The 12,894-nt window shown below is 63.0% G+C and carries 13 protein-coding genes; 2 read left to right on the forward strand and 11 right to left on the reverse strand.

The features are described 5' to 3' along the window. Nucleotides 1-250: 250 nt before the first annotated feature. The 4 genes from ACLBYD_RS26490 to ACLBYD_RS26505 are packed head-to-tail and all read right to left on the reverse strand — an operon-like array spanning nucleotide 251 to nucleotide 5,822. The gene (locus ACLBYD_RS26490) at nucleotides 251-2,356 is read right to left on the reverse strand and encodes a 3-hydroxyacyl-CoA dehydrogenase NAD-binding domain-containing protein (protein WP_447818760.1); all 2,106 of its coding nucleotides are present in this window, start codon (nucleotides 2,354-2,356) and stop codon (nucleotides 251-253) included. A 26-nt stretch (nucleotides 2,357-2,382) separates the two neighbouring features. Next, the gene (locus ACLBYD_RS26495) at nucleotides 2,383-3,171 is read right to left on the reverse strand and encodes a crotonase/enoyl-CoA hydratase family protein (protein WP_447818761.1); all 789 of its coding nucleotides are present in this window, start codon (nucleotides 3,169-3,171) and stop codon (nucleotides 2,383-2,385) included. Nucleotides 3,172-3,208: 37 nt separating this feature from the next. Further along, nucleotides 3,209-3,991: an SDR family oxidoreductase gene (locus tag ACLBYD_RS26500; protein ID WP_447818762.1), complete on the reverse strand. Its 783-nt coding sequence runs from the start codon at nucleotides 3,989-3,991 to the stop codon at nucleotides 3,209-3,211. A gap of 55 nt (nucleotides 3,992-4,046) precedes the next feature. Next, nucleotides 4,047-5,822 (reverse strand): acyl-CoA dehydrogenase family protein, encoded by a 1,776-nt coding sequence (locus ACLBYD_RS26505; protein WP_447818763.1) that lies wholly within the window; start codon nucleotides 5,820-5,822, stop codon nucleotides 4,047-4,049. A gap of 182 nt (nucleotides 5,823-6,004) precedes the next feature. On the opposite strand from ACLBYD_RS26505, the gene ACLBYD_RS26510 reads away from it, so the two are divergent. Further along, nucleotides 6,005-6,622: a response regulator gene (locus ACLBYD_RS26510; protein WP_447818764.1), complete on the forward strand. Its 618-nt coding sequence runs from the start codon at nucleotides 6,005-6,007 to the stop codon at nucleotides 6,620-6,622. Nucleotides 6,623-6,645: 23 nt separating this feature from the next. Here ACLBYD_RS26510 and ACLBYD_RS26515 read toward each other — a convergent pair whose 3' ends face one another. Beyond that, nucleotides 6,646-7,731, reverse strand: a complete 1,086-nt coding sequence (locus tag ACLBYD_RS26515) for a PAS domain-containing sensor histidine kinase (protein ID WP_447818765.1) — start codon at nucleotides 7,729-7,731, stop codon at nucleotides 6,646-6,648. Between the two features lie 884 nt (nucleotides 7,732-8,615). Here ACLBYD_RS26515 and ACLBYD_RS26520 point away from each other — a divergent pair. Further along, complete coding sequence (locus tag ACLBYD_RS26520) at nucleotides 8,616-9,131, forward strand: hypothetical protein (RefSeq protein WP_447818766.1); 516 nt, start codon at nucleotides 8,616-8,618, stop codon at nucleotides 9,129-9,131. A gap of 171 nt (nucleotides 9,132-9,302) precedes the next feature. Here ACLBYD_RS26520 and ACLBYD_RS26525 read toward each other — a convergent pair whose 3' ends face one another. The 6 genes from ACLBYD_RS26525 to ACLBYD_RS26550 form a co-directional block, all read right to left on the reverse strand. Next, nucleotides 9,303-9,716, reverse strand: a complete 414-nt coding sequence (locus ACLBYD_RS26525) for a hypothetical protein (RefSeq protein ID WP_447818767.1) — start codon at nucleotides 9,714-9,716, stop codon at nucleotides 9,303-9,305. Nucleotides 9,717-9,918: 202 nt separating this feature from the next. Beyond that, the gene (locus ACLBYD_RS26530; RefSeq protein WP_447818768.1) at nucleotides 9,919-10,305 is read right to left on the reverse strand and encodes a helix-turn-helix domain-containing protein; all 387 of its coding nucleotides are present in this window, start codon (nucleotides 10,303-10,305) and stop codon (nucleotides 9,919-9,921) included. Between the two features lie 68 nt (nucleotides 10,306-10,373). Continuing rightward, the gene (locus tag ACLBYD_RS26535) at nucleotides 10,374-10,664 is read right to left on the reverse strand and encodes a hypothetical protein (protein ID WP_447818769.1); all 291 of its coding nucleotides are present in this window, start codon (nucleotides 10,662-10,664) and stop codon (nucleotides 10,374-10,376) included. After that, a complete protein-coding gene (locus ACLBYD_RS26540; protein ID WP_447818770.1) occupies nucleotides 10,654-10,944 on the reverse strand; it encodes a hypothetical protein in 291 nt (96 codons plus the stop codon). Before ACLBYD_RS26540 ends, ACLBYD_RS26535 begins: the two co-directional genes overlap by 11 nt. A gap of 46 nt (nucleotides 10,945-10,990) precedes the next feature. Continuing rightward, nucleotides 10,991-11,530: a helix-turn-helix domain-containing protein gene (locus ACLBYD_RS26545; RefSeq protein ID WP_447818771.1), complete on the reverse strand. Its 540-nt coding sequence runs from the start codon at nucleotides 11,528-11,530 to the stop codon at nucleotides 10,991-10,993. A gap of 117 nt (nucleotides 11,531-11,647) precedes the next feature. Next, nucleotides 11,648-12,894: hypothetical protein (locus tag ACLBYD_RS26550; RefSeq protein WP_447818772.1), on the reverse strand; the 1,247-nt coding region annotated here is incomplete at its 5' end.

Here is a 12,894-nt window from a genome sequence, read left to right on the forward strand (position 1 = left end):
GTGTTCCTTCCAAACCGAGGGACGGCTTCGTCCCGCCTACGACGATGACCCCGACATCAGCGGCGTGTGATGTGAGCCACTGCATGTCGCATTCTTCCCAGTGGCGAGGTCGACGTCCGTAGGACTTTCGCGTCGGTTGGTGTCGGAATCTTCCGACAACCCGCCAACTGTTGAACGAAGACGGTGCCGATACGCCTCGAACCACGTACCGGCACCGAACTCCTTCTCGAACATCGTTTTTCGTTCTCGTTCAGTCGAACGAGTTCTTGCCGTCCCGGACGAGTTGTTCGAGCAGCGGTGCCGGCGTCCAGTACTCGCCGTGGACGGATGCGAACTGCTGAATCCGCCGGAGGGTTTCGTCGAGGCCGAGCCTCTGTGCGTAGTACATCGGCCCACCGCGGAAGGCCGGGAAACCGTAGCCGTCGACGTAGACGACGTCGATGTCGGACGCACGCTGCGCAATGCCTTCTCCGAGGATTTTGGCTCCCTCGTTGACGAGCGCCAGGATGCACCGGTCGATGATCTCGGTGTCGGTGATGTCTCGGCGTTCGATGCCGTCTTCCTCTGCGCAGCGTCGGATCACCTCATCGACGGCCGGATCCGGTCGCGGAGTCCGGCTTCCCTCGCCGTATCGGTAGTAACCGGTGCCGGTCTTCTGCCCGAATCGGCCCTGCTCACACAAGACATCGGCGATGCGCGAATACCGCAGATGCGCAGGACGCGTAGGTGCAAGGCGCTTGCGCGCAGCCCAACCGATGTCCAGACCCGCCAGATCGGACATCGCGAACGGGCCCATAGCCAGACCGAAGCTCTGTAACGCACTATCGATGTGTTCCGGTGTCGCGCCTTCTTCGAGTAAGAAGTCCGCCTCGCGACGATACGGGGACAGCATCCGGTTGCCGATGAACCCGTCGCATACCTCCGACACCACCGGGACCTTCGCGATCTTCTGCGCCACCGCCATGCTCGTAATCAGCACGTCATCGGCGGTGGTGTCGCCGCGGATCACCTCGAGCAACTTCATGACGTTCGCCGGACTGAAGAAGTGCAGGCCTATCACGTCACGCGGCCGCGACGTCGACCATGCGATCTCGTCGATGTTCAGTCGCGACGTATTCGATGCGAGGATTGCGCCGGGCTTGCAGATCGTGTCCAGTTGCGCGAACACCTTCTTCTTGACGCTCATGTCCTCGAACACGGCTTCGATGACGAGGTCCGCCTCCGAGGCGACATTCAGGTCGAGAGTCGGCGTGATCGACGTCAGGCGATCTTCGACCTGACGAGATGTCAGTCGTCCTTTCGCCGCGCTTGCTTCGTAGTTGCGACGAATCATGGCCGAACCGCGTTGGAGAGCCTCGGCGTTCTGTTCGATGAGATCGACAGCAAATCCGCCGTTGGCGAACGCCATCGCGATACCGGTACCCATGGTGCCGGCACCGATCACCGCGACCCGCTCGACAGGTCGCGGGGTGACCTCGACATCGATGTCGGCAATTTTCGCTGCTTGCTTCTCCGCGAAGAACACGTGCCGCAGCGCCTTCGCCTCTGGACTGTCGACCAGTTCGATGAAGGCGGCACGCTCGAGGGCGAGCCCCTCGGTGATGGAATGGGTCGTGGCTGCCTCGACAGCCGCGATCGCGGCAAGCTGTGCTTTTCCGTTGCGTGTACTCGGACGCACGCGGCGACGAGCGGCGTCGAAGTCCGCGCCCTCCCGGCTAGCCGGGGGGCGGTGGTCGATGACAGGAAGCGCCGAGTCCTGCGCCTTCAGGAATTCGAGGGCGGCGTCGAGAACACCGTCATCCACACACGCGTCGATAATCCCGAGCTCGGCGGCACGCGCAGCCGACACCGTCAGCCCGTTCTGGATCATCTCGAGGGCAGGCGCGGTGCCGATCAGTCGCGGCAGACGTTGCGTGCCACCGGCGCCTGGCAGCAGGCCGACATTGACCTCTGGTAGTCCGATCGTCGCGTCCCGCTGCGCGATGCGATAGTTGCACACCAGTGCCAGTTCCAGTCCGCCTCCGAGCGCGAAACCGTGGATGGCGGCCACCACCGGCTTCGGGAGATGCTGAATCAGGTCGAAGACCTCCGCGACGGATGGCTTCGTTGCCGCTGCCGGGGTCCCGAACTGGCGTAAGTCCGCACCCCCGCAGAAGCCCTTTCCGTCGCCGACAAGGACGATGCCGTGGACAGCAGCGTCCTTTCCGGCCGCGGTGATCGCCTTCGCCAGTCCGGTGCGGATCGTGTCGCCGAGACCGTTCACCGGCGGGTTGGCCAATCGGATGACGGCGGCCTCGCCGCGGACCTCGTATCGGACCGTCTGCGACATCTCGAGGATCTGCGTTGTCTCACTCATGTGAAAGTCCTTTTCTGCGAAGGCTGTCATCGTCCCTGGAACACGGCTTCGCGCCGTTCGATGAACGACTGGATGCCTTCCTTACAGTCCTCGGAGTTCATTACCTTCTCGCGGATCACCGGGATCTGGGTGATCGCGGCCTGCTCCGCCGCATCGAGGAAGGCCATTGCGCCGATCTTCGTCGCCCGGATCCCGAGCGGCGCGTTCGTGCAGATCTGCAGCGCCAGTTCCATGGCGCGATCGAACTGCCGCCCGAAGGGAACGACTTCCTGGACGAAGCCCATCCGCAGCGCGGTATCGGCGTCGAACCGATCACACAGGAACAGGTGGTACATCGCGTTCCCCCAGCCGGTCCGTGTCAGATATCGGAAGTGCGCGCCGCCGATCGGGGCGATGCCCCGCTTCGATTCGAGCTGTTGGAACTGTGCGGTGTCGGCGGCGATCACGATGTCGGCCGCCAGCATCATTTCGATTCCGACCGTGAACGTCAGCCCCTGGACGACCGCGATGACGGGCTTGGTGCAGCGTCGACCGAGACCGAACGGATCCACCTTCTCCGGGTCTCGCGGTTTTGCTGTTGCGTTGGGGCCGAAGAACTTGGGCATGTCGAGGCCCGCGGTGGTGTCCTTGCCCGCGGAACAGAAGACCGCGACCCACAGGTCGTCATCGTCTTCGAATGTGGTCAGATGGTCACTGAGTTGCTCCATCATCTCCGGGGAGTACGAGTTTTTCTTCGCTTCGTTCTCGACGGTGATGATCGCGATTCGACCTTCGATGCGAAGGGTTACTTCGCCGGGCTTGGTGTCGCTGCGCATGGCTCTCCCTATGTTGTGTGGTGTGGGCGGCAGAAGCTCAGATCGCGGTCGCGCCCCCGTCGACGGCGAGGATCTGACCGGTGATGTGCTTGCCGGCGTCGCTGGCGAACAGCAGTGCGGCGCCCTTGAGATCGTTCTCGTCGCCGATGCGGCCTTGCGGAACGCGTTCGAGGATCGTGTCGAGCCGGTTCTCCAGCGTGCCGCGGGTCATATCCGACGGAAAAAAGCCCGGTGCCAGGGCGTTGACGTTGATGCCGTGCGGGGCCCATTCGGCAGCGAGGGCACGGGTGAAGTTGATGACGGCAGCCTTGCTGGTGTTGTACGCGATGGTCTTGGTCGACTTCGGACCGTTGCCCTTGAGACCGGCAATGGACGCAAGATTGATGATCCGGCCGTACCCGGCCGGAATCATCGAACGCTTGCCGATCTGCTGGGACAGCAAAAACACCGAGCGGACGTTGAGGTTCATCACCTTGTCCCACGCGTTGACCGGATGATCCTCGGTGGGCGCCCCCCACGTCGCGCCTGCATTGTTGACGAGAATATCGACCTGACCGAGACGGTCGAGGGTCTCGTCCGCCAGGCGGAGCACTTCGTCCTCCCGGCTGCAGTCCGCGGCGATCCACTCGGATTTGATGCCCTGCTCGGACAGATGCCGATTCGCACTCTCAAGCGCATCAGCCTTGCGCGAGCTGATCACCACCCGAGCGCCTTGCGCGCCGAGAGCTTCGGCGATCTGCAACCCCAGGCCACGGGATCCCCCGGTGATCAAGGCGGTGCGCCCGTCGAGGCTGAACAGGTCGGTGATGGTACGTGTCATGGCGGCGTCTTTCGTGTGGTCGGTCGGTGACTTCCGGGCGTGCGGATGCTGTTGTTCAGGCGCTGATTGCTGCGCTGTCCATGAGTGCGGCCGAGGACGACCGCGCTCGCAGGAGTATCGACGAGGTGTTCGGCAACAACCGGTCGAAGAAGAATCGGGCGACGGCGAGCTGCTGTCGTTGAAACTGTGTGGCCTCGTCCCCAGCGGCGAGGACACGTTCGGCGGCCTGCGCCCAGAAGAATGCGTACACATAGTGGCCGATGAGGTCGAGAAATTCGACGGCGCTGGTGCCGACACGAAGGTCGTCACTTTCTGTCCAGCGCATCAGGTCTGCGGCGAGAATCTCGATGTCGTCGCCGAGCGTCTCGAGCGGTGTCCGGAACATCTTCATGTCCTCGTTTCCGTCGATTCTCTGCCCGAAGCTGCGCACCAGGCCCAACAGCATGTTCAGTCGCCGGCCCTTGTCGCCGATCACCTTTCGGGAGAGAAGGTCGTTGGATTGGACACCATTCGTTCCCTCGTAGATCGGCAGGATCCGTGCGTCACGAAGGGCCTGCTCGACGCCGTAATCCGAGATGTATCCCGCGCCGCCGTGAATCTGCATCGCCAACGACGCAACCTCGACCGACCGATCCGAACCGAACGCCTTCGCTACCGGCGTCAGCAACGAGAGCAGGTCGTCGGCGCGTTCACGTCGGCCCGGATCTGGCGCCGATTTTCTCAGGTCGCTCTGCAGGGCGAGCCAGTACAGAAACAGCCGGCCTCCGCCCACCCATGCTTTCTGGGTGAGCAGCATGCGGCGCACATCCGGTTGGTCGATGATCGGGTCGGCAGGCCTGCACGGTTGACGTAGTGATTCCGGTGCCCGAGATTGCACGCGCTCACGCGCATAGGTCATCGACTTCTGATGTGCGGCTTCGCTGATGCCGAGGGCCTGCACGCCGGTGCCGAGCCGGGCGCTGTTCATCATCACGAACATTGCCGCGAGACCTCGATCGACCTCACCGACAAGATGTCCCACCGCGTTGTCGAAGCGTATGACGCAGGTTGCGCTGCCGTGGATGCCCATCTTGGTCTCGATGGCATCGCAGTACACGCCGTTGCGCTCACCGACGGCGCCGTCCTTCGTGATCTCGTTCTTGGACACGACGAACAGGCTGATGCCTCTCGTCCCCGCGGGTGCGTCGGGTGTGCGGGCCAGGACGAGGTGCACAATGTTCTCGGCGAGGTCGTGATCGCCGGACGTGATGAAGATCTTGGTTCCCGAGATGCGGTACGCCCCGTCGCCGGTGGGCACGGCGCGGGTTGTGAGCAGACCGAGATCTGTGCCGCAGTGCGGTTCGGTCAGGCACATGGTGCCCGTCCACCGGCCGGACGCGAGTTTCGGGAGATACCAGTTTTTCAGCTCATCGGATGCGTTGGCGTTCAAGCAGCGGTATGCGCCCGACGACAAGCTGGTGTACAGCGCCCATGCCGGATTCGAGGCGGCGAGCATCTCTTTGACGAGCGAGCCGACCGTCGACGGCATTCCGCCACCGCCGTGTTGTTCGTCGCAGTCGATGGCCGGCCACCCGCCCGCGACGAACACCGAGTAAGCCTCTTTGAATCCGTTGGGTGTGACGACTGTCGTGCCGTCGTGTCGACACCCTTGCCGATCGCCGGACGAATTGAGAGGGGCGATGACCCGGCTGCAGACTTCGCCGGCGCCTTCGAGGACACCGTCGATCGTGTCGCGGTCGATGTCGTAACCCGCTTCGCCCAGAATCGTCGACGCGTCGAGCACGTCGTGCAGAACGAACTGCATTTCCCTGATCGGTGGTGTGTAGGTCATACGGTGCCGCCTTCCATATGCAACTCGAACTGATGTCATTCTGGGAATCGAGCAGCCGAATGTAAGTCGGACAAGCGCGTCGGTTGGTGTCAGAAAAATCCGACAAGCACCTGCCGGACAAGGGCAGATGCAACGATGGTCACGACCACACCGGGAAAGGTTCACCATTGTTCGATCTACTGTTGGTCGACGACCACACCATCTTCCGAGCAGGCCTCGTACGTTTGCTCGAAGAGGACCGCGACATCGGCTCGGTCACCGAGGCGGAGGACGGAGCGACGGCGTTGAAGCTGATCCGCGAACGGCGCTTCGACGTGGTGTTGCTCGACGTCAACCTGCCCGTTCGCAGCGGTCTGGAACTCCTCCCCTCGTTTCAGACCCTCGCGCCGCACATGCCGGTGATCGTGCTGAGCATGTACTCGGCCAAGCAGTACGCCTTGCGTGCCTTCGAAGCGGGAGCCAAGGGATACGTCTCCAAAGACATGGATGCCGAGATCCTGCTCGAAGCGATCCACAAGGTCGCCAACGGCGGTCGGTACGTCACTCCTGAGATCGCCGAACAGATGCTCGAGAATCTCGACTCGCTGCACGGCGAAGACCGCCACCTGAAACTGTCCGAACGCGAGTACGCAGTGATGATCAAGATCGCAAGCGGCGTGAGCCTGACATCCATCGCCCAGGAAATGCATGTCAGCATCAAAACCGTCAGCACATACCGAGCGCGGCTACTGAAAAAGATGGGCCTCGAAGGGAACGCGGCGTTGGTCCAGTACGCGATGCGCAATCGACTCATCGACTGAAAGAAGTCGTTAAACCCTCAGCCTCATCCCTCGAAACGCCACGGCACTCGCACCTCGATACGAGCCCCACCACCGGCGCCGTTGCCGATATCTACCCGACCGCCGAGTCGGCGGACTCGCTCACGCAGACCCACAAGTCCGAGGCCGGAACCCGTGTCGCCGGCGCCCTGGTACCCGCGCCCATTGTCTTCGATCACCAATATCAGCGTATCCGCAGCGCGCCGGAGCTCGATCGCCACGGAGTCGGCCGAGGCGTGACGAGCAACATTGGTCAGCGCCTCCTGAATCATTCTGTACAGATCCAGCTCCGCCGTCGACTCACCCGCCGATACATCAGCAGGCAACTCAAGCCTGACATCGATTCCGAAACGGCCACTGAACTTTTCGACGTGATCACGAATTGCGGCATAGAGACCGACTTCCGCAATAGCACTGGGACGCAACTCCTCGGAGATTCGCCGAACAGAAGAGATCGCCTCCTGCGCAATACCGTTGATTCCTTCCGCCAGTCCCGACAACTCGTCGAGACTCTCGATCGAGAGTGCACCGTGCATACGTTCGAGGCGCCGCTTGATCCGCGCAACATCAAACTTCAGAGCCGTCAGCAAACCGCCGATGTCGTCGTGCAACTCCAAAGCGATCCGGGTCCGCTCGACATCCTGAATCGTCTCGATCGTGGACATCAACTCACGCAACTGAGCACGGGATTCGATCAGTTCGGCATTCGCCTCCTCCCGCTCGGTGATATCGATGGCGATGCCCACCACCGCAGGCCGGCCCCGATACTCCACGCGGTTGCCGTGCAGTTCGATCAGACGCATGCCCTTGTCGCGGACCTTGGTACGGATCGTGAAGTACGGCATGTCCTCACCACGAATACGTCGCTCGTACTGCAACACGAGACTCTCCCGTTGCAGGGGCGGTGCAACATCGGCAAGCGGCCGCCCCATGAACCGCTCGGGGGTGGTCCCGAAGAACTCCGCAAACCGATGGTTGACATATCGCATCGTTCCGTCCTGGATGAGATAGATCCCCGCGACGGACTGGTCGACAATGCCATGGAACAGATGAGCAACGCTCGAGGAATAATCATCTTCAAGTGTGTTCATCCCACCTCCTAAGCTCGTGGGTTCGTACACAAACACGCACCGTGGCTAGTTCGGACAATACGCAATAGCATGCTTTGAACTCACGATGCCGCAGCCGTGCAGGAATCGCCCCCTTCGCGTGCCAAAGGCGCGGACCACCGGCAACCTGAGTCTCGCCCGGCCATTCGTGGTCCTGTCGGCGCACCAATCCATGGTGGCATCACCATCCAACCACTGCGTGGGTGACGTCAGCGAGCATCCCGAAATTGCATGCCGACCTCGGCAGACAACATGTCCCGCCCCAGGGAGAACACAGCGCCCCGATCACCAACCGATCGTCGGACCGGATTCTGAGCCCGGGACCGGCAGGTCCAGCGGCCTTCGCAAAGCCGAGCGGACGACCGTCCGGCGCCTACGGGCAGTAACCAACGAAACGAAACAGGAGAGATCGGTCGGACGCGCACGTCACCATACTCGTCGTTCAACCCGTGCCCGACCGACACGTTCCGGCGAGGACCTACACCTGGATGGGGAAATGGCACGTCCACAGTCCGGGACAGGGCGATCGAACTGGCCACCAAATTTATCGCCGAACCCGTCGGGGTTCCGCGCAACTCCCACGTCAACGGTAGAAGTTGCACGCTCGCCGCCGAAAGACTCGCGAGTGCGCTAAATGACAGCTCCGCTAATGGTTCTCCGGACACTAAGCTGGAGGAAATCAAGAAGGCGTATGTCGCTAACCTGATCCAACGCGTCGACGACCCCATGCCACCGCTGAAGAGCGAGCCGATGCTGCCATCGCCATCAGGGTTCTGGAGAAGTGCCTCTCGGAACAGGCCTGCGAAGACTTATGGACGCGGCTTCTGGCCACCTACGACAACCCTGGTGAACACCCCCTTGGACGCATGGGGGCACCGCTCGAATCACCCCTGAGTAACTTCAGGGTGAAGTCGATCAACACACTCGGGCCCGAGCTCCTGTGGACCTGCGCCGCGCTCGCCAACACGCCGGACAAAGTGCAAGCCGTCCGAACCCGATTGCGGAACGACATGAGCCGCCCTGCGCAAAGCCCCTCCGTCGCCGAAATTCGCGCGCGCACCGCATTTGCCGTCGGCATCGAGACGACAGACCTGGTCATTGAATTGATGCATCAAAGCGAACCCGACTCACGCAAAGCCGCCGTCGTTCTCTGGGCCCGTGACCCCCACCGCGAACCGGAAATCGGGTTGATCCTCGCCCGCGACGAAGACCGCGGTGTCCATGCAACCGTCGGACAGTGTCTGCACGATCTCGGCATCGACCACGAGTACCCGGAAATCCTTGAGCTACTGTCCAAGGATCGCAGCGCAGCCGTACGCCGCGCGTCCCGCCCTTCGGGGCTGGCTCCTGTTCCTCTGTCAAACAGCGATGCCGATAGATAGAGGATCTGGAGGAAATCCCACGCCGTCCGACTACTGCCGCACCTCCTGATTGCGTCGTCGTACGTGAACGGCGTTCCTACCGCGACACTGATGGACCCTCGACTGATACGGCTGTGTCCTACCGTCCACTGCCGCTAGGCGGTGCGGGCGATCTCCACGGCGAGACGACCATCAGCGGTCGGGGTGACGCGGGAGTCGATACGCAGACCGGACTTGCGGACCGCGGCAATCTTCCCCGTGCGCAGGTCCCGGGCGGCGACGCTGGCCGCCTTGCGCATGTCGCTCGCGTAGACCCTTGTAGGTGAACCACTTTCCCGGCTCGGCGGAGGCCAGCGCGTTGACCTTCGCCGCGAACTCCTGCGGCGAAGGAGTGCGTTCAGGGACAGGCTGGGCACCGAACACCTCGTCGACGGAGCGGTGATCCGGCTCGGCAGTCAGCTCATCGAGCAGATCCCGATGCCGGCGGCCGTCGAGCGTGCCGAGCTGGCCGGCCTCAACAATGCTGTGGCCGGCCGCGGCACCGACCGGGGTCCAGTCGAGTTCGTTGTCCCAGTAGAAGTCCTGGCCGAGCTGGCGGTGCAGCACGAACCGCCCAGGTTCGGGACATAGGCGTAGATCCGGGCGGCCTGGGTGTCCTCGTAGTCGATCCACTGATCCTGACCGAGGTAACTGACGGTGTAGAGGCTCATCACGTGTCCCTTCCGCGATTCACCGAGACAACGACACTATTCGTAGCCGAGCTGCCCTGAACGGCGACGGCAGGATACTTGGGGCGGGAGAGGATCCGTCACCGTGAGGAACGCGTTCCGGCGTGGCTACCGTCCGGCGGTGAAGATGTCCAGATCAAGACTGACCTCCACACACCATCCTTCTCCACCACAATCCGTGGATGCTCCGCACCGGTCGCTGCCAGATACTCCCGCAGCGTCGACAACAACAGATCACTGCGGCGTTCGATCTTCGACACCGCCGCCTGCTCGACTCCCAACGCCTTGGCCACATCGGTCTGCGTCAACGCACCGGCCTTCCGGATATCGGCAAGAGTCTCGACGTAGACGCGGTTCATCTGCGCGGTCTCGGCACGGATTTGCTCGACCTGTTCGGCAATCGCGGTCTTCGCGGTCAATTGGGCGATCCGGTCGTTGCCGCGCCGGAATGTGCGCTTGTCACTCATCATGCTCACCTTCGGTTTCCTCGAGCCACCGATCGATCGCCGGGCCTCGTGCCGACAGAGTCGGGGCCTCAGGCTTGCCGGAGCAACGCCACAGCCTCACTCATCTTGTAACGATCCACGAGCAGAGTGAGAATGTCGTCCACGTCCATGGGTGGGTCGTCCAACCGCTCGGCCATCGTCTCGACCGCCCGCCACGCCAATGTCGGCGACACCGCCACCATATCGGCCGCGAACTCCGCCGGCGACACCACCTGGATATGTTCCGGCACACGATCTTCGGGGAAGTCTTTGCCGTTACTGGTGACGATCACCCCGGCCCCGCCGACCACCGCGGCAGCCACCACATGCTCATCGCCCAAGATCGGGCAGACCGTAGGACCCGTCCAGGGGCTCCCAGCCGGTGACCACCGCATCATCGAACGCCCGCCGCATCTGCACGATCAGACGGGCCGCGGCGGCCGCAGCCGCGAGTGCGTCGCTTCCACGCCCCTCGAGTTTGGCCGCCTCGTGAAACTCCAACTCCTCCAAGATCGCATCCGACCACAACGGGCGATACAACCCCTCGATAGCCAAGGACAACAAGAAATCCCGCTGCCGACTTGGCCACAGCACCGAGGTATCGAGAACGGCCGCAAACATCCGAGCAGTGTACCGGCACCCCACCCGAAGCCCTCAACAGCTGTAACTACACGCTCGCACCACGCGAGCGACGACGCGCCGCCACCGCCTTACGAGCAACCCTCAACTGCTCGGCCACCCGCTCGGGATTTTCCTCGTCATCAAGCTCTACGGATGTCTTCATCAGAGCCTGATACTGCTGCGCACGTCGCTGCTGCTGATATTCGAGAACATCACGCAACACCACACGATGCCGAGTGCCGACCTTCTCCGCCGGCAATTCCCCCACCGCAATCAACCGCTTGACCGTCGGACGACTCACCCCCAACAGATCCGCCGCCTGCTGAGTGGTCAACTTCGTCGTCCGCGGAGCAACCGTGACCGCACGGCCCGCCTGCAACGCCGCGACCACCTGCTTGAGGATCGCATGCACCTCCGCCGGCACCGGTATCTGCTCGCCCTCGCCCGCTCCGACAAGCAGATACCGCGGCTCCACCCGATCACCGGCAGGACGCTCGTGGGCTTCGAGAAAGCTCACCACCTCGGCCAGACGCTCCCCCTCCCCCGGCTCCGGAAGATAGGTGTGCTGCTCCAACGCCTGCGTCATCGCCCAACTCCTCTCATTCGAACGAAACGTAACACCCTTTCGAAACTTTCGAAGGGATGTTCATGTCCGGTAGGCTGCACACACTCATCACGCGCAGCATGAGCCACTTGTGCCGGCTCATGGCATCGAGGCGACATCGAGGACCACCCCGGACTGCCCGGGACGATTCGTGTAACCGAGTTCGATGAAATGCTCGTTCTCAACAGACGCCGTGATGGTCTCCGCCCCGAGATCCGCAAGCATGTGCGTGATGCAATGTGCGAGTTGAGCAGCCACTGTCTCCGGGGTGCCGGGCACAGTTTCGAGCACCTCCAGATGTGCGGTGGCCTGGCCCGACCAGCGCGCCGCGGCATGCCCGACATACGGGCGCCCGACCTCGTTGTTCACCCGGGCCTGGATCCACACCGCGAGTACACCGGTGTTCTTCCATTCGAGCGGCCGGTCGATGTCGAGGCCCTCGCGAGCAAGCCACACCCCGCAGCGTTCGTGCAGCGGAACCTCGCTGACCCAATATTCCTGGCGGACCGGGGCGGAAGGCGGAGCCGAGATGTAGATGGTGTCACCGTCGCGGCGTCGGGTACCGCGCACCAGCAGACCTGTACACAGCTCCTCTTGCCATCCCGAGATCATGGTGCCGGCGACGGCGGCGGGGGTGTGCCAGGGCGGACCGGCAAGCTCGTCGCCCGTCTGGGGTGGATGCATGGTCACAGCGAAGGTGTTCGGGTTGCGGGCCCACTTGAAGTACACCACCACGTGGTCGAGTTCGACGTGTAGTCGAATCGGGCGGAACTGCGTGGCGATCCTGCCGCGGACCCGGATACCGTTGCGCAGTGCGCGCACCGTCTCGGCCGCGGTGTCGGTGAGCCGGTCGAGGGGCACACCGGTGACCTCCAGGCGCCAGCCGCCGTCGGGTTCGGTGTCGGGATGGCGGATTCCTGCGGTCGGGGCGTACGGACCGACCCGGGCAATGTGCTCGAGCAGTTCCCTCGATTCGGGATCCGGATCGAGTTTGCGGGCGTCGATGACTTTGAGCCACACCCGGTTCCAGGCGATGGTGTCCGGGGCCAGCACCGGGGTGCCGTCCGAGGCGACGAACACCACGAACAGCGGCTGGGTGTAGCTCAGGTTGGTGCGCATGCGCGGGTCCACATCGGTCCGGCGGATCATTTGGTACGCATAATCCGACCACTGCCGGCCGAGCACCGCACGCGCCCACGCTTCCGGTTCGACGGCCGGGTACTCGTGGACCAGATCGGAGCCCGCTGCCCGCCGGTCGGGATACTTATCGGGATAGCCCTGCACATGGATCCGCACGCACACCGGCCTCATATCCGCAGGGAAGGATCCCAGCTCGTCGGCGTCCT

It is taken from the genome of Rhodococcus sp. C26F, assembly GCF_053345925.1.